Annotated in this window: 14 protein-coding genes and 1 pseudogene; 7 read left to right on the top strand and 8 right to left on the bottom strand. The window is 66.7% G+C overall.

The genetic code is table 11. The features are described 5' to 3' along the window. Nucleotides 1-74 precede the first annotated feature (74 nt). A pseudogene (locus tag AVS7_RS25190) lies at nucleotides 75-182 on the top strand (GNAT family N-acetyltransferase); the annotation flags it as partial. 181 nt (nucleotides 183-363) lie between these two features. Here AVS7_RS25190 and AVS7_RS14360 read toward each other — a convergent pair. From AVS7_RS14360 to AVS7_RS14325, 8 genes are all read right to left on the bottom strand, one after another. Continuing rightward, the gene (locus tag AVS7_RS14360) at nucleotides 364-1,539 is read right to left on the bottom strand and encodes an acetyl-CoA C-acyltransferase (RefSeq protein ID WP_020229109.1); all 1,176 of its coding nucleotides are present in this window, start codon (nucleotides 1,537-1,539) and stop codon (nucleotides 364-366) included. 28 nt (nucleotides 1,540-1,567) lie between these two features. Then, entirely contained in the window at nucleotides 1,568-3,667 is a 2,100-nt protein-coding gene (locus AVS7_RS14355; protein WP_020229108.1) for a 3-hydroxyacyl-CoA dehydrogenase NAD-binding domain-containing protein, read from the bottom strand. Between the two features lie 201 nt (nucleotides 3,668-3,868). After that, nucleotides 3,869-4,564 carry an ABC transporter ATP-binding protein gene (locus AVS7_RS14350; RefSeq protein ID WP_020229107.1) on the bottom strand — a complete coding sequence of 232 codons (696 nt, stop codon included), beginning with the start codon at nucleotides 4,562-4,564 and terminating at the stop codon, nucleotides 3,869-3,871. Further along, the gene (locus tag AVS7_RS14345; protein ID WP_020229106.1) at nucleotides 4,564-5,352 is read right to left on the bottom strand and encodes an ABC transporter ATP-binding protein; all 789 of its coding nucleotides are present in this window, start codon (nucleotides 5,350-5,352) and stop codon (nucleotides 4,564-4,566) included. Before AVS7_RS14345 ends, AVS7_RS14350 begins: the two co-directional genes overlap by 1 nt. Next, complete coding sequence (locus tag AVS7_RS14340; protein ID WP_020229105.1) at nucleotides 5,352-6,686, bottom strand: branched-chain amino acid ABC transporter permease; 1,335 nt, start codon at nucleotides 6,684-6,686, stop codon at nucleotides 5,352-5,354. Before AVS7_RS14340 ends, AVS7_RS14345 begins: the two co-directional genes overlap by 1 nt. Before the next feature lie 5 nt (nucleotides 6,687-6,691). Further along, a complete protein-coding gene (locus AVS7_RS14335) occupies nucleotides 6,692-7,645 on the bottom strand; it encodes a branched-chain amino acid ABC transporter permease (protein ID WP_020229104.1) in 954 nt (317 codons plus the stop codon). A gap of 76 nt (nucleotides 7,646-7,721) precedes the next feature. Further along, complete coding sequence (locus AVS7_RS14330; RefSeq protein ID WP_024001604.1) at nucleotides 7,722-8,957, bottom strand: branched-chain amino acid ABC transporter substrate-binding protein; 1,236 nt, start codon at nucleotides 8,955-8,957, stop codon at nucleotides 7,722-7,724. Nucleotides 8,958-9,095: 138 nt separating this feature from the next. Then, a complete protein-coding gene (locus tag AVS7_RS14325; protein ID WP_020229102.1) occupies nucleotides 9,096-10,733 on the bottom strand; it encodes a 3-(methylthio)propionyl-CoA ligase in 1,638 nt (545 codons plus the stop codon). 160 nt (nucleotides 10,734-10,893) lie between these two features. Between AVS7_RS14325 and AVS7_RS14320 the strand changes: the two genes are divergently transcribed. The 6 genes from AVS7_RS14320 to AVS7_RS14295 all read left to right on the top strand — a co-directional run bounded on the left by AVS7_RS14320 (nucleotide 10,894) and on the right by AVS7_RS14295 (nucleotide 15,206). Further along, nucleotides 10,894-11,589: a Crp/Fnr family transcriptional regulator gene (locus AVS7_RS14320; protein WP_020229101.1), complete on the top strand. Its 696-nt coding sequence runs from the start codon at nucleotides 10,894-10,896 to the stop codon at nucleotides 11,587-11,589. Nucleotides 11,590-11,644: 55 nt separating this feature from the next. Beyond that, on the top strand, nucleotides 11,645-13,120 hold the full coding sequence (locus AVS7_RS14315; RefSeq protein WP_034691000.1) for a YdiU family protein: 1,476 nt from the start codon (nucleotides 11,645-11,647) through the stop codon (nucleotides 13,118-13,120). Beyond that, complete coding sequence (gene msrB, locus AVS7_RS14310) at nucleotides 13,117-13,530, top strand: peptide-methionine (R)-S-oxide reductase MsrB (RefSeq protein ID WP_020229099.1); 414 nt, start codon at nucleotides 13,117-13,119, stop codon at nucleotides 13,528-13,530. The genes AVS7_RS14315 and msrB overlap by 4 nt, the downstream gene beginning before the upstream one ends. Further along, nucleotides 13,527-14,084 carry a septation protein A gene (locus AVS7_RS14305; RefSeq protein WP_020229098.1) on the top strand — a complete coding sequence of 186 codons (558 nt, stop codon included), beginning with the start codon at nucleotides 13,527-13,529 and terminating at the stop codon, nucleotides 14,082-14,084. Before msrB ends, AVS7_RS14305 begins: the two co-directional genes overlap by 4 nt. Then, nucleotides 14,081-14,353, top strand: coding sequence for a BolA family transcriptional regulator (locus tag AVS7_RS14300; RefSeq protein ID WP_020229097.1), 273 nt, complete (start codon nucleotides 14,081-14,083; stop codon nucleotides 14,351-14,353). Before AVS7_RS14305 ends, AVS7_RS14300 begins: the two co-directional genes overlap by 4 nt. A 67-nt stretch (nucleotides 14,354-14,420) precedes the next feature. Continuing rightward, complete coding sequence (locus AVS7_RS14295; protein WP_024001603.1) at nucleotides 14,421-15,206, top strand: peptidylprolyl isomerase; 786 nt, start codon at nucleotides 14,421-14,423, stop codon at nucleotides 15,204-15,206. The last annotated feature ends 2 nt before the right edge of the window (nucleotides 15,207-15,208 follow it).

The following is a 15,208-nucleotide window of genomic DNA, read 5'->3' as shown; positions in this document are numbered from 1 at the left end:
TCTACCAACACCACCTCCGCGCCAGTGCTAGCTTTTCGTACCGTCACTTATTGCACTGAAAACGAGGAGACCCCTACAAGGAGGGCGATGCCTTCAACTGGCGCATTCCGGACCGGACGTGCCACATCCGGATCAGGAAAGTGCTGTACCAGCCGGAAGCGGCGGGCGACTTCCACCTGTAGACGCGCTGGAAACCTGCGGCAGCGCATGGCATTCAGGCGGGCCTGCCCTAATGAATGGCAAAAAACGGCTCCAGCGCATACCCAGCAAGCGCCAGCAGCTATCAAAAGCAAAGCAAATGCCCCGCGCAAGCCAAAGGCCTGCGCGGGGCACTGGGGGTTCCGGTTAGGGCTTGTCCGGCGCTTACAGCACCTCGAACACGCCCGCCGCGCCCATGCCGCCGCCGATGCACATGGTCACGCACACGCGCTTGGCACCGCGGCGCTTGCCTTCGATGAGTGCGTGGCCCGTGAGGCGCTGGCCGCTCACGCCGTAGGGGTGGCCCAGGGCGATGGCGCCGCCGTTCACGTTCAGGCGGTCGGCGGGAATGCCGAGCTTGTCGCGGCAGTAGAGCACCTGCACGGCGAAGGCTTCGTTCAGCTCCCACAGGTCGATGTCCTGCACGGTGAGGCCGAGCTTCTTGAGCACCTTGGGCACGGCGAACACGGGACCGATGCCCATTTCGTCGGGCTCGCAGCCCGCCACGGCGAAGCCCAGGAAGCGGCCCAGCGGCTTGAGGCCGCGCTTGGAGGCGTATTCCTCGCTCGTCACCACGCAGGCGCCCGCGCCGTCGCTGAACTGGCTGGCGTTGCCGGCCGCGATCACGCCGCCGGGCATCGCGGGCTTGATGCCGCTGATGCCTTCCTTGGTGGTGCCTTCGCGCGTGCCCTCGTCCTTGGAGACGGTAATCTGCCTGGTGACCAGGCCCAGGGTCTTGTCGGCGATGCCGGCGGTGACGGTGATGGGCGCGATCTCGGCGTCGAACAGGCCGGCGGCCTGGGCGGCGCAGGCCTTCTGCTGGCTGGCGGCGCCGTATTCGTCCATGGCGTCGCGGCCGATGCCGTAGCGCTTGGCGACCTGCTCGGCGGTCTGCAGCATGCTCCAGTAGATCTCGGGCTTCTGCTTGGCCAGGGCCAGATCCTGGATCATGTGCAGGTTCATCTCCTGCTGCACGCAGGAGATGCTTTCCACGCCGCCGGCCACGAACACGTCGGCCTCGCCCGCGATGATGCGCTGGGCCGCCAGGGCGATGGTCTGCAGGCCCGACGAGCAGAAGCGGTTGACGGTCATGCCCGAGGTGGTGACGGGCAGGCCTGCCTTGAGCGCGATCTGGCGCGCGATGTTCATGCCGGTGGCGCCCTCGGGGTTGGCGCAGCCCATGATGACGTCGTCCACGTCGGCCCCGTCGATGCCCGCGCGCTGCACGGCGTGCTGCACCGCGTGGCCGCCGAGCGTGGCGCCGTGCGTCATGTTGAACGAGCCCTTCCAGCTCTTGGCGAGCGGCGTGCGGGCGGTGGAAACGATCACTGCGGAGGTCATTGCTTCAAATCCTTGTTATCGATGACGTTCAGGCGAAGGCCTTGCCCTCGGCGGCGAGCTGGGCCAGCAGCGGTGCGGGCTGCCAGGCGCGGGCATCGTCCAGCGGGTTGCGGGCGAAGCGCTGCATGGCCTGCACGACGTTGAACAGGCCCACTTCGCTCGCGTAGTGCATGGGGCCGCCGCGGTGGATGGGGAAGCCGTAGCCGGTGAGGTAGACCATGTCGATGTCGCCGGACTTGCTGGCGATGCCCTCTTCCAGGATCTTGGCGCCCTCGTTGACCAGCGAATACACGAGGCGCTGCACGATCTCCTCGTCGCTGACCTTGCGCGGGGCGATGCCGGCGTCCTTGCGGTGCTGCTCGATCATGTCCAGCACTTCCTGGCTGGGAATCGCGTCGCGCTTGCCGGGCGCGTAGTCGTACCAGCCCTTGCCGGTCTTCTGGCCGAAGCGGCCCTTCTCGCACAGCAGGTCGGCCGTCTTGCTGTACTTCATGTCCGGCTGCTCGACGGCGCGGCGCTTGCGGATGGCCCAGCCGATGTCGTTGCCCGCGAGGTCGCCCATGCGGAACGGACCCATGGCGAAGCCGAATTTCTCGATGGCCTTGTCCACCTGGCTGGGCGTGCAGCCCTCGTCGAGCAGGAAGCCGGCCTGCTGGCTGTAGCGCTCGATCATGCGGTTGCCGATGAAGCCGTCGCACACGCCAGAAACCACGGCCGTCTTCTTGATCTTCTTGGCGATCGCCATCACGGTGGCCAGCACGTCCTTGGCGGTGTGCTTGCCGCGCACCACTTCCAGCAGCCGCATCACGTTGGCGGGGCTGAAGAAATGCATGCCGACCACGTCCTGCGGGCGCTGGGTGAACGCGGCGATCTTGTCCACGTCGAGCGTGGAGGTGTTGGAAGCCAGGATGGCCCCGGGTTTGGCCACCTTGTCGAGCTGCTTGAACACGGTCTCCTTGACGCCCAGTTCCTCGAACACGGCCTCGATGATGAGGTCGCAGTCCTTCAGGTCGTCATAGTTCAGCGTGGTGGACAGGAGCGCCATGCGCTGCTGGTACTTGTCTTCCTTGAGCTTGCCCTTCTTCACCTGGGCTTCGTAGTTCTTCTGGATCGTGGCGATGCCGCGGTCCAGCGCCTCCTGCTTCGTCTCCAGGATGGTCACGGGAATGCCCGCATTCAGGAAGTTCATGCTGATGCCGCCACCCATGGTGCCCGCGCCGATCACGCCCACCTTCTTGATGTCGCGCTTGGGCGTGTCCGAGGGCACGTCGGGGATCTTGCTGGCCGCGCGCTCCGCGAAGAACAGGTGGCGCAGCGCGCGCGACTCGGGCGTCCACATGAGGTTGATGAACAGCTCCCGTTCCGTGGCCAGACCCTCTGCGAATTTCTTCTTCGTCGCGGCTTCCACCGCGTCCACGCACTTGGCGGGCGCGGGGAAGTTCCTGGCCATGCCCTTGACCATGTTGCGCGCGAACTGGAAGTAGGCGTCGCCCTCGGGGTGCTTGCACGGCAGGTTGCGCACCAGCGGCAGCGGACGCGCATCGGCCACGCTGCGTGCGAAGGCCAGGGCCTCTTCGGCCAGGGATTCGGGCGATGCGGCCATCTTGTCGAACAGCTTCTGGCCGGCCACGGCGCCGATGAATTCGCTCTTGACCGCCTCGCCGCTCACGATCATGTTCAGGGCCGCCTCCACGCCCACCACGCGCGGCAGGCGCTGCGTGCCGCCCGCGCCGGGCAGCAGGCCCAGTTTCACCTCGGGCAGCGCCACGCTGCAGCCGGGCGCGGCCACGCGGTAGTGGCAGCCCAGTGCCAGCTCCAGCCCGCCGCCCATGCAGACGGTGTGGATGGCGGCGACCACGGGCTTCTCGCAGTGCTCGATGGCGCTGATGACGGAATGCAGGTTGGGCTCCTGCAGCGACTTGTCGGTGCCGAACTCCTTGATGTCCGCGCCGCCCGAGAAGGCGCCGCCCGCGCCGGTGATGACGATCGCCTTGACGGCCGCGTCGGCCTGCGCGCGGTCGAGGCCCTCCACGATGCCCCGGCGCGTGGCCAGGCCGAGCCCGTTGACGGGCGGGTTGTTAAGCGTGATCACGGCCACGTCGCCGTGGACCTGGTATTCAGCCGTCATGCTGTCGTTTCCTCTTGGATCTCGGTGGATGAAAGAAAAGTACGCTCGTGCGCTTTTTTCCGCAAGTCTAGGGGGAGTCGGGTGCACGCCCTTGTCTCAGGGGGGACAAGGGCGCACCGCCCGCAGGGGCTCCGCGCGCTGGCGCTATGGTTTGCATAGCTGGTTGCGCTTGTTGGGATTGCGCTGGAGGCGCTTTTGGCTTCAAACCTCCAGCCACTCCTTGCGCACGTAGCTGTTGGCGCGCAGCTCGTCGGGCGTGCCCTGGAAGACGATGCTGCCGTGGCCCATGACCAGCGCGCGGTCGGAGATGGTCATGGCGATGGTGAGCTTCTGCTCGATCAGCAGCACGGAGATGCCCCGCTCCTTGAGCTTGGTGAGGTATTCGCCCACCAGCTCCACTATTTTTGGCGCGAGGCCCTCGGTGGGTTCGTCGATGATGATGAGGTCGGGGTCGCCCATGAGCGTGCGGCACAGCGTGAGCATCTGCTGCTCGCCGCCGGACATCACGCCCGCCTCGATGTTGCGCCGCTCCTTGAGGCGCGGGAACATGGCGTACATGTCGTCGAACGACCAGCGGCTGCCCCGGCCAGCGCCCTTCTGGCCCAGGAGCAGGTTCTGGTGCACGGTGAGGTTGGGGAACACGTCGCGGCTCTCGGGTACGTAGCCCAGGCCCAGGTGGGCTATCTCGTAGGCCTTCTTGCCCGCGAGGCTCTGACCCTTCCAGTCGATGCCGCCCTCCCAGTCCACCAGCCCCATGATGGCCTTAGCCGCCGTGGAGCGGCCCGAGCCGTTGCGCCCCAGCAGTGCGACGATTTCGCCGGGCCGCACGTCGAACGCCACGCCATGCAGCACGTGGCTCTTGCCGTAGTAGGCGTGCAGGTTCTCGATTTTCAGCATCAGTGTCCCCCCGCCTGCTGCGCCGCGATGACGGAGCCCAGGTAGGCCTCCTGCACGCGCGGGTTGGCGCGCACGTTCTCGGGCGTATCGAAGGCGATCACCTCGCCGTAGACCACCACCGCGATCTTGTCGGCCAGACCGAAGACCACGCCCATGTCGTGCTCCACGGTCAGCAGGGTGCGGCCCTGCGTCACCTCCTTGATGAGGTGGATGAAGCGCGTGGTCTCGCTCTTGCTCATGCCGGCGGTGGGCTCGTCCAGCAGGATGACGCTGGCGCCGCCCGCGATGGTGATGCCGATCTCCAGCGCCCGCTGCTCGGCATAGGTGAGGTTCATGGCCAGCGTGTCGCGCTTCTTTTCGAGCTTGATCATCTCCATGAGCTGCTCGGCGCGCTCGTTGGCGTCCTGCAGCTTCGACAGAAAGCGCCAGAACGCATAGCGGTAGCCCAGGCTCCAGAGCACGCCGCAGCGCAGGTTCTCGAACACGCTGAGCTTGGGAAAGATGTTGGTGATCTGGAAGCTGCGCGACAGGCCCATGCGGTTGATCTCGAACGGCTTCTTGCCGTCGATGCGCGCGCCGTGCAGCAGCACCTCGCCACTGGTGGGGGCGAAGCGCCCGCTGATGAGGTTGAACAGCGTGGACTTGCCCGCGCCGTTGGGCCCGATGATGGCCACGCGCTCGCCCGCCTGCACGGCGAGCTGGGCGCCGCGGATGATCTCGGTCTTGCCGAAGCTCTTGCGCAGGTCGCGCAGCTCCAGCGCATAGGCCGCCTGGTGGTCCGTCGTCATCACGCCGCCTCCCCGCGCTTGATCTCGTGCTCGATTTCTTCCTGGATCTCGCCCCACTGCCGCAGGAACTGCCGCCTGCACAGCTCGAACAGCCCCAGCCCCGTCACGAACACGAAGCCCGCGCCGAACCAGCTTCCCGCGCTGTGCGCGTCCAGCGTGGCGCCCAGGAACGTGAGCTGCGGCCCCAGCGCCGCGTTGAGCTGCAGGTGATAGGTCATCTCGATCATCCCGGCCGCGCCCAGCACCGCCACCAGGGCCGTGCCGCCCAGCGCCAGGTAGGCGCTGATGATGCCGCGCAGCTTGCCGTACTTGGCCAGCCGCAGGTTCATCATGATCAGGCTGGCGATGCCGCCGGGCGCATACATCACCATGAACAGGAACACCAGCCCCAGGTACAGCAGCCAGGCCTTGGACAGCTCCGACAGCAACACCGAGGCCAGCACCAGCAGCACCGCGCCGATGATGGGCCCGAAGAAGAACGTGGCCCCGCCCAGGAAGGTGAACAGCAGGTACGAGCCCGAGCGCACCACGCTCACGCTGTCGGCGCCGGTGACGATCTCGAAGTTGATGGCCCCCAGCGCTCCGCCCACGCCCGCGAAGAAGCCCGCGATGATGAAGGCGAAGTAGCGCACGCGCTGCGTGTTGTAGCCGATGAACTCCACGCGCTCGGGGTTGTCGCGCACGGCGTTGAGGATGCGCCCCAGCGGCGTGCCGGTGAAGGCAAACATCAGCGCCGTGCAGACGAAGCAATACGCCGCGATCAGGTAATAGACCTGGATCGCGGGCCCGAAGGTGATGCCGAACACGCTGCCGCCGTACACGCGGTCGGTGGTGATGCCGCCCTCGCCGCCGAAGAACTCGGGGAACATCAGCGCCATCGAGGCCACAAGCTCGCCGATGCCCAGCGTGATCATGGCGAAGGTGGTGCCCGACTTCTTGGTGGTCACGAAGCCCAGCACCACGGCGAAGAACATGCCTGCCAGTCCGCCGATGATGGGCATGAGCACCAGGGGAATACCCAGCGTGCCTGCGCCCGCCATGTTGATGGCATGCACCGTGATGAAGGAGCCGAGCCCCGTGTACACCGCATGGCCGAAGCTCAGCATGCCGCCCTGCCCCAGCAGGATGTTGTAGGACAGACAGATGATGATCGCGTAGCCGATCTGCGAAAGCATGGTCAGCGCCAGCCCGCTCGTGAACACCTTCGGCGCAACGATGAGCGCGAGGGCGAACAGGCTCCAGAGGACGATCCGGCCCACGTTCAGGGGCTTGAACCGGTAGTAGCGGGTGGCGCGCGGCGCAGCGGCCGCAGGCAGGGAGGAAGTCGTTTGCATGGCCTTCAATCCTCCCGGGTGCCCAGCAGGCCCTTGGGCCGGAAGATCAGAATCAGGACGAGGAACAGGTACGGCAGGATGGGCGCGACCTGCGAGATGGTGAGCTTGAGCAGCGGGTAGCCGAAGGTCTGCTCGGTGACCTGCACGCCCAGCCCGGCAAAGGCATGCACCAGCGAATAGTCCAGCGCCACGGCGAAGGTCTGCACCAGGCCGATGAGCAGCGAGGCCAGGAACGCCCCGGCCAGCGAGCCCATGCCGCCCACCACCACCACCACGAAGATGATGGAGCCCACGGACGCGGCCATGGCCGGCTCCGTCACATAGGTGTTGCCGCCGATCACGCCGGCCAGGCCCGCCAGCGCGCAGCCGCCGCCGAAGACCAGCATGAACACGCGCGGCACGTTGTGGCCCAGCGCCTCCACCATGTGGGGGTGCTTGAGCGCGGCCTGGATCACCAGGCCGATGCGCGTGCGCGTGAGCACCAGCCACACCGACACCAGCATGAGCACCGCCACCAGCATGATGAACGAGCGCGACTTGGGAAACTGCGTGCCATACAGCGTGAACAGCGGCCCCTGGAGCTGCGTGGGCAGGCCGTAGGGCACGGTGGAGCGGCCCCACACGAGCTGCACCACTTCCAGCACCAGGTACGACAGGCCGAACGTGACCAGCAGCTCGGGCACGTGGCCGAACTTGTGCACCCGGCGCAGCGCGTAGCGCTCGAAGAGCGCCCCCAGCGCCCCGACGAGCAGCGGCGCGGCGAAGAGCGCCGGCCAGAAGCCGATGGCGCCCGACAGCGTGTAGGCGAAGTACGCCCCCAGCATGTAGAAGCTGGTGTGGGCGAAATTGAGCACCCCCATCATGCTGAAGATCAGAGTCAGCCCCGAGCTCAGCATGAACAGCAGCAGCCCGTAGCTGACGCCGTTCAGCAGGGAGATCACGAAAAACTCGAGATTCATGGAAACACTTCGTGGCAGGTGAAAAAAAGGCCCGAGGAGAGTCGGGCCCCAAAGGTCTTCACACCAGGAATCGCAATCAGGAGGGCCGTTTCATCTGGCACGAGGTGGGCGTGCTGGCCACGTAGGGCTCGTAGTACTTCACGGGCACGAAGGTGTAGCCGGTGTTCTCCGCATCTACGGGGTACTTGCCGCCGGCCTTTTCCCAGCGGTTGACGAACAGGCCCTGCTGGAGCTGGTGGTCGGTCTTGCGCATCTCGACCTCGCCGTTGAAGCTGTTGAACTTCATGCCTTCCATGGCCGCGGCCACCTTGGCGGGGTCGGTGGACTTGGCCTTCACGAAGGCCGCGTCCAGCATGGAGAAGGCGTGGTAGACCGCGCCGGTGTACATGTCGTCGTTGAACTTCTTCTTGTACTCGCCCACGATGCGGCCGATGTCGCCCGGCAGGTTCAGGTGGTTGTACGAGACCATGTAGACCCGCCCGGCCGCGCCCGCGCCCATGGCCGTGGGGCTGCCCGTCACGCCGCCGTAGTAGGTGTAGAAATTGACGTTGTTCAGGCCCGCGTCGTTGGCCGCCTTGATGAGCAGCGCCAGGTCGGAGCCCCAGTTGCCGGTGATCACGGTGTCGGCGCCCGACTGTTTGATCTTGGCGATGTAGGGCGAGAAGTCGCGCACCTGTGCCAGGGGGTGCAGGTCATCGCCCACCACCTGCACGTCGGGACGCTTGCGCTTGAGGTTTTCCTTGGCGTACTTGGAGACCTGGTGGCCGTGCGAGTAGTTCTGGTTGATGAGGTAGACCTTCTTGACCTCCGCCTGGTCCTTCATGAAGGTGGTCATGGCCTCCATCTTCATGGAGGTGTCGGCATCCAGGCGGAAGTGCCAGTAGCTGCACTTGCTGTTGGTGAGGTCGGGGTCCACCGCGGCGTAGTTGAGGTAGACCACCTCCTTGCCGGGGTTGCGCGCGTTGTGCTTCTCCAGCGCGTCGATGATGGCCAGCGCCGGGCCCGAGCCGTTGCCCTGCACCACGAAGCGCGCGCCCTGGTCCATGGCCGAGCGCAGCGCGCTCGTGGTTTCCTGCGGGCTCAGCTTGTTGTCGATGCCGATGATCTCGAACTTCACGCCCGACGCGTTCTTCTTGTTGAACTCCTCGGCGACGAACTGGAAGCTCTTGAGCTGGTTCGTTCCCACCGCCGCCATCAGGCCCGACAAGGGGTCCAGCCAGGCGACCTTGACCGTCTCGCCCTTTTGAGCGAATGCACCGCCAGCGCAAGCCACCAAAGCGCTAGCAGCTACCATTTTGATAGTGAACTTCATGCCTCGTCTCCTTTATAAGAATGGGTACGCCGCAGCGTACAGGGTTGCCATCGGGCACCGTTCAGGGATTGCCCCTAGCAGCTATCGCCGACGTGACGCACCGCTTCGGCGCATGGCCGCGCGGTGCGCCCGCCGCCGTCACAGGCCCGGCAGCTTGTAGCCCGCCAGCTGCTCGCGCAGGCGGGTCTTGAGCATCTTGCCGGTGGCACCCAGCGGGATCGCGTCGACGAACACCACGTCGTCGGGGATCTGCCACTTGGCCGTCTTGCCTTCGTAGAACGCCAGCAGCTCCTCGCGCGTGACCTCCTTGCCCGGCCGCTTGGTGACGGCGACGATGGGGCGCTCGTCCCACTTCGGGTGCGGCATGCCGATGCACGCGGCCATGGCCACGGCCGGGTGGGCCATGGCGATGTTCTCGATGTCGATGGAGCTGATCCACTCGCCGCCGGACTTGATCACGTCCTTGCTGCGGTCGGTGATCTGCATGTAGCCGTCGGCGTCGATGGTGGCCACGTCGCCCGTGGGGAACCAGCCCACGCCGTGCTCGTCCTTCACCAGCGGGCTTTCGCCCTTGTAGTAGGTGTCCAGGATCCAGGGGCCGCGCACCAGCAGGTCGCCGTAGGTCTTGCCGTCCCAGGGCTGCTCCCGGCCGTCGGCGCCTACGATTTTCATGTCCACGCCGTAGATGGCGCGGCCCTGCTTCTGCAGGATGTGCATCTGCGCATCCTTGTCCATCTTCAGGTGCTTGTTCTTGAGCGAGCACAGCGTGCCCAGCGGGCTCATCTCGGTCATGCCCCAGGCGTGCAGCACGGTGACGCCGTAGCCTTCCTGGAAGGCCGTGATCATGGCCGGCGGGCAGGCCGAGCCGCCGATGACCGTGCGCTGCAGCGAGCTGAACTTCAGCCCGCCCGCCTGCACGTGGCCCAGCAGCATCTGCCACACCGTGGGCACGCCAGCGGCGAAGGTCACGCCCTCGGACTCGATGAGCTCGTAGACCGACTTGCCGTCCAGCGCGGGGCCGGGGAACACCACCTTGCAGCCCGTGAGCGCCGCGGAATACGGGATGCCCCAGGCGTTGACGTGGAACATGGGCACGACGGGCAGCACCGCGTCGCGCGCCGAGAGGTTCATCACGTCGGGCAGCGCGGCGGCATAGGCGTGCAGCGTGGTGGAGCGGTGGCTGTACAGCGCCGCCTTGGGGTTGCCCGTGGTGCCGCTGGTGTAGCACATGCTGGACGCGGAGTTCTCGTCGAACACGGGCCACTGGTATTCGCTCGATGCGCCGCCGATCCAGGCCTCGTAGCTCACCAGGCCGGGAATGCCGGAGTCCGCGGGCAGCTTGTCGGCGTCGCACAGCGCCACCCATCGCTTGACCGTGGGGCACTTGGCATGCACGGCCTGCACCAGGGGCAGGAAGGTCATGTCGAAGCACAGCACCTGGTCTTCGGCGTGGTTCATGATCCAGGCGATCTGCTCGGGGTGCAGGCGTGGGTTGATCGTGTGCAGCACACGGCCCGAGCCGCTCACGCCGAAGTACATCTCCATGTGGCGGTAGCCGTTCCACGCGAGCGATGCCACGCGGTCGCCGGACTGCAGGCCCAGGCCCTCGATCGCATTGGCCAGCTGCCGGGACCGGCGCGCCAGGTCGCGGTAGGTGTAGCGATGGATGTCCCCCTCCACGCGGCGCGAGACGATCTCCCCATCGCCGTGGTGCCGCTCCGCGAACGTGATCAGCGACGAGATCAAGAGGGGTTGGCTCTGCATGAGGCCCAGCATGTGTGCTCCTTGTTGTGATGGAAACGAAACTCTTATCCTAAACCTCGGCATGCGCGTTCGGCACGGCAGTCTGCAAGGCTTGGCGAACGGCGCCAACACCTGTCGCGCCGCTGACAGATCACGGGGGTTTACCCGGCCGGCGCCAGGGCTGCGCGGCACAATGGCCGGCATGTTCGCCACCACGCCTCCCGCCCACCGCTTCCTCGCCGCGCAGCCCTGGTTCGCGGCGCAGGATGCCTCGCTGCGGCAGGCATTGCAGGACGGCGTGCACACGCTGCGGGGCGCCAAGGGCGAGGCGGTGCTGGAAGCGGGCGCCGAGGTCGGAGGCTGGTACGCCGTGCTTTCCGGCCTGGTGATGCTGCACAGTCCCGAGGCGCGCGGGCGCCAGTCGGCCTTTCTCGGCGTGCCCGATGGCGAATGGTTCGGCGAAGGCTCGGCCATGAAGGCCGAGCCGCGCCGCTACCGCGTGGTCGCGCTGCGCGAAACGCAGCTGATGTGCCTGCCCCTGCCGCTGTTCCAGCGGCTGCGCGAGACCAGCCTGGCATTCAACCAGTGCCTCGCCGCGCACCTGAACATGCGGCTGGGCCAGGCCATGGCTATCATCGAGGCGGGCCGCATGCGCTCGCCCGAGCACCGCGTGGCGCTGTACCTGAGCCCGCTGTTCTGGCGCAGCACGCGCCGCATCCACCTCACGCAGGAAGAGCTGGGCCACCTCGCGGGGCTGTCGCGGCAGACGGTGAACCGTGTCCTGCGGCAGCTGGAAGCCCTGCGCATCGTCTCGCTGGACTTCGGGCGCGTGGCCATCGTGGACGACGTGGCACTGGCCGCCTATATCTCCGACACCGCCGACGCCTGACTCCCCAAGGCCTTGCCGCCCGGGGGGGCAAAAGCCCGTGGGCGACAATCGCGCCATGCACCCGCCAGCCACCGCCGAAGGCGCATCCCCCCTGGCCTGGCGCCACGGGTTCGCCGGCCTCGGCCCCGCCTTCTATACCGAATTGCGCCCCTCGCCCCTGCCCGCTCCCTACTGGGTGGGCACGAGCGCCGACGTGGCCGCCCTGCTCGGCCTGCCCGCCGGCTGGATGGCCAGCGACGCGGCGCTGCAGGCCTTCACCGGCAACGCGCTGCTGCCCGGCAGCCGGCCGCTGGCCAGCGTCTACAGCGGCCACCAGTTCGGTGTCTGGGCCGGGCAGCTCGGGGACGGGCGCGCCATCCTGCTGGGTGAGACGGCGCAGGGCCAGGAAATCCAGCTCAAGGGCAGCGGCCTCACGCCCTACTCGCGCATGGGCGACGGCCGCGCCGTGCTGCGCTCGGCCATCCGCGAGTTCCTGTGCAGCGAGGCCATGCATGCCCTGGGCGTCCCCACCACGCGCGCGCTGTGCGTGACGGGCTCGCCCGCGCCCGTGTACCGCGAAGAGGCCGAAACCGCGGCCGTGGTCACGCGCGTGGCGCCGAGCTTCATCCGCTTCGGGCATTTCGAACATTTCGCCGCGCGCAACCAGCTGCAGGAGCTGCGCACCCTGGCGGACTATGTGATCGACCGCTACTACCCGCAATGCCGTGCAACCGATGCATCCAGCGGCAACGCCTGCGCCGCGCTGCTGCAGGCGGTGAGCGAGCGCACCGCCGCGCTCATCGCGCAGTGGCAGGCCGTGGGCTTCTGCCACGGCGTGATGAACACGGACAACATGAGCATCCTGGGGCTCACCATCGACTACGGGCCCTTCCAGTTCCTCGATGCGTTCGATCCGAACCACATCTGCAACCACAGCGACAGCCAGGGCCGCTACGCCTTCCGCCGCCAGCCCGCCATAGGCTGGTGGAACCTGCACTGCCTAGCGCAGGCGCTGCTGCCGCTCATCGACGACGTGGCCGTGGCCCAGCAGGCGCTGGGCACCTACGAAGCCGTGTTCGCCGCGCAGTTCATCGAGCGCCTGCGCGCCAAGCTCGGGCTGCGCTCCGCCCATCCCGGCGCCGCGGCGCTGATCGACACGCTGCTGCAGCTGCTGGCGGCGGGCCGCGTGGACTACCCCATCTTCTGGCGCCGCCTGTCGCAGGCCGTGGCCGAGGACGCCTTCGAGCCCGTGCGCGACCTGTTCGCCGACCGCGCCGCGTTCGACGCCTGGCTGCTCTCTTATCAGGAGCTGCTTGCGCTTGATGGTAAAGCGCTGGCAGCCGATTTGATGCTCAAAAACAACCCGCGGTTCGTGCTGCGCAACCACCTGGGCGAGCAGGCCATCCGCGCAGCGAAACTCGGCGACCTCCGGGAACTCCAAACCCTGCAGACGCTGCTGGCGCGCCCCTTCGACGAACACCCCGGCCACGAGGCCTACGCCGGCTTTCCGCCCGACTGGGCGTCTTCCATTTCCATCAGCTGCTCCTCATGACCTACCCCATCCAGAAAACCGAAGCCCAGTGGCAGGCGCTGCTCCAGGACAAAGGCGCCGAGCCCGGCGCTTTCCAGGTCACGCGCCGCGCGGCCACCGAGCGCCCATTCACCGGCAAGTACGAGGGGCATTGGGCTGACGGCAGCTACCACTGCATCTGCTGCGGGGCCAAGCTGTTCGACTCCGGCACCAAGTTCGACGCGGGCTGTGGCTGGCCCAGCTTCTCGCAGGCCATGCCCGGCGCCATCCGCGAAATCGAGGACCGCAGCCACGGCATGCTGCGCACCGAGACCGTGTGTGCACAATGCGGGGCCCATCTGGGCCACGTCTTCCCCGACGGCCCCGCCCCCACGGGCCTGCGCTACTGCATGAACTCCGCCTCGCTCGACTTCGAATCCCCGGCGCCATGAAACTGCTCATCGACTTCTTTCCCATCATCCTGTTCTTCGCGGCCTTCAAGGTCTGGGGCATCTACGCGGCCACGGGCGTGGCCATCGCCGCCACCATCGTGCAGATCGGCTATCTGCGCATGCGCCACGGCAAGGTCGAGCCCATGCAGTGGCTCAGCCTGGGCGTGATCGTGGTGTTCGGCGGCGCGACGCTGCTGGCGCACAGCGAGACCTTCATCAAGTGGAAGCCCACCGTGCTCTACTGGCTCATGGGCGCGGCGCTGCTCGTGGGCCAGTTCCTGCTGCGCAAGAACTTCATCAAATCGCTCATGGGCGCGCAGATCACGCTGCCCGAGCCCGTGTGGCGCAGCCTGAACTGGGCCTGGACGGGCTTCTTCGCCGCCATGGGCGTGCTCAACCTCTGGGTGGCCTACACCTTCGATACCGACACCTGGGTCAACTTCAAGCTGTTCGGCGGCATCGGGCTCATGTTCGCCTTCGTCATCGCCCAGGCCCTGTACCTCGGCCGCTACCTCAAGGAAGAGGAAGCCACTCCCGAGGACGCACAGCCATGAACCAGCCGTTCGCCATCACCGCCGAAGCCATGGCCGAGCACCTGCAGGAGGCGCTGTCCCCCACGCAACTGCAGGTCATCGACGAAAGCGGCCTGCACGAGGGCCACGCCGGGGCCAACGGCACCGGTTTCGGCACCCATTTCCGGGTGCGGATCGCGTCACCGTTGTTTACAGCCAGGCCCCGCGTGGCGCAGCATCGGCTTGTGTATGATGCGCTGCAGGTTTTCATCGACCGTGGCGCCCATGCCATTGCGATTGAGATCCTCTGACCCCAGCCCTATTTGAAGGCTCGCGGGCCACCACCCGCACACCATTTCCTATTCCCGTGGATTCCCAATGAAGAAAAAGCTCTTGTCCGGCCTCGTGGCCGCCGCCCTGCTGGGCACGATGGCTCTGCCCGTTGCCGCGCAAAACCTCGCCATCGTCAACGGCAAGGCCGTCCCGAAGGAACGCGCCGAAGTCCTCAAGCAGCAGGTGGAGCGCTCGGGCCGTCCGATCACCCCCGAGATCGAGAACCAGATCAAGGAAGAAGTGATCGCCCGCGAAATCTTCATGCAGGAAGCGCAAAAGCGCGGCCTGGAAGCCTCGGCCGACTACAAGGCGCAGATGGAACTGGCCCGCCAGACCATCCTGATCCGCGAGCTGTTCGCCGACTACCAGAAGAGCAGCCCCGTCACCGACGCCGAGATCCAGGCCGAATACGACAAGTTCGTGGCCGCCAATGCCGGCAAGGAATACAAGGCCAGCCACATCCTGGTGGAGAAGGAAGACGAGGCCAAGGCCATCATCGCCTCGCTCAAGAAGGGCGGCAAGTTCGAAGACATCGCCAAGAAGCAGTCCAAGGACCCTGGCTCCGGCGCCCGCGGCGGCGACCTGGACTGGGCCAGCCCCAGCAGCTACGTGCCCGAGTTCACCGAGGCCCTCGTGAAGCTAGAAAAGGGCAAGACCACGCAAGCGCCGGTGAAGAGCCAGTTCGGCTGGCACGTGATCCGCCTGGACGACGTGCGCGAGGCCCAGCTGCCCAAGCTCGACGAGGTCAAGCCCCAGATCGCCCAGCAGCTGCAGCAGCAGAAGCTGATCAAGTTCCAGGAAGACCTGCGCGCCAAGGCCAAGGTGGAATAACC

Source organism: Acidovorax sp. MR-S7 (assembly GCF_000400995.2).
In the GTDB taxonomy this organism is placed as follows: domain Bacteria; phylum Pseudomonadota; class Gammaproteobacteria; order Burkholderiales; family Burkholderiaceae_C; genus MR-S7.
This window is presented reverse-complemented; position numbering and strand designations above follow the sequence as displayed.

What these genes read in the sequence shown, in the direction of transcription:
- AVS7_RS14360 (WP_020229109.1), bottom strand. Translation starts at nt 1,539, where the DNA reads ATGACCTCCGCAGTGATCGTTTCCACCGCCCGCACGCCGCTCGCCAAG.
- AVS7_RS14355 (WP_020229108.1), bottom strand. Translation starts at nt 3,667, where the DNA reads ATGACGGCTGAATACCAGGTCCACGGCGACGTGGCCGTGATCACGCTT.
- AVS7_RS14350 (WP_020229107.1), bottom strand. Translation starts at nt 4,564, where the DNA reads ATGCTGAAAATCGAGAACCTGCACGCCTACTACGGCAAGAGCCACGTG.
- AVS7_RS14345 (WP_020229106.1), bottom strand. Translation starts at nt 5,352, where the DNA reads ATGACGACGGACCACCAGGCGGCCTATGCGCTGGAGCTGCGCGACCTG.
- AVS7_RS14340 (WP_020229105.1), bottom strand. Translation starts at nt 6,686, where the DNA reads ATGCAAACGACTTCCTCCCTGCCTGCGGCCGCTGCGCCGCGCGCCACC.
- AVS7_RS14335 (WP_020229104.1), bottom strand. Translation starts at nt 7,645, where the DNA reads ATGAATCTCGAGTTTTTCGTGATCTCCCTGCTGAACGGCGTCAGCTAC.
- AVS7_RS14330 (WP_024001604.1), bottom strand. Translation starts at nt 8,957, where the DNA reads ATGAAGTTCACTATCAAAATGGTAGCTGCTAGCGCTTTGGTGGCTTGC.
- AVS7_RS14325 (WP_020229102.1), bottom strand. Translation starts at nt 10,733, where the DNA reads ATGCTGGGCCTCATGCAGAGCCAACCCCTCTTGATCTCGTCGCTGATC.
- AVS7_RS14320 (WP_020229101.1), top strand. Translation starts at nt 10,894, where the DNA reads ATGGCCGGCATGTTCGCCACCACGCCTCCCGCCCACCGCTTCCTCGCC.
- AVS7_RS14315 (WP_034691000.1), top strand. Translation starts at nt 11,645, where the DNA reads ATGCACCCGCCAGCCACCGCCGAAGGCGCATCCCCCCTGGCCTGGCGC.
- msrB (WP_020229099.1), top strand. Translation starts at nt 13,117, where the DNA reads ATGACCTACCCCATCCAGAAAACCGAAGCCCAGTGGCAGGCGCTGCTC.
- AVS7_RS14305 (WP_020229098.1), top strand. Translation starts at nt 13,527, where the DNA reads ATGAAACTGCTCATCGACTTCTTTCCCATCATCCTGTTCTTCGCGGCC.
- AVS7_RS14300 (WP_020229097.1), top strand. Translation starts at nt 14,081, where the DNA reads ATGAACCAGCCGTTCGCCATCACCGCCGAAGCCATGGCCGAGCACCTG.
- AVS7_RS14295 (WP_024001603.1), top strand. Translation starts at nt 14,421, where the DNA reads ATGAAGAAAAAGCTCTTGTCCGGCCTCGTGGCCGCCGCCCTGCTGGGC.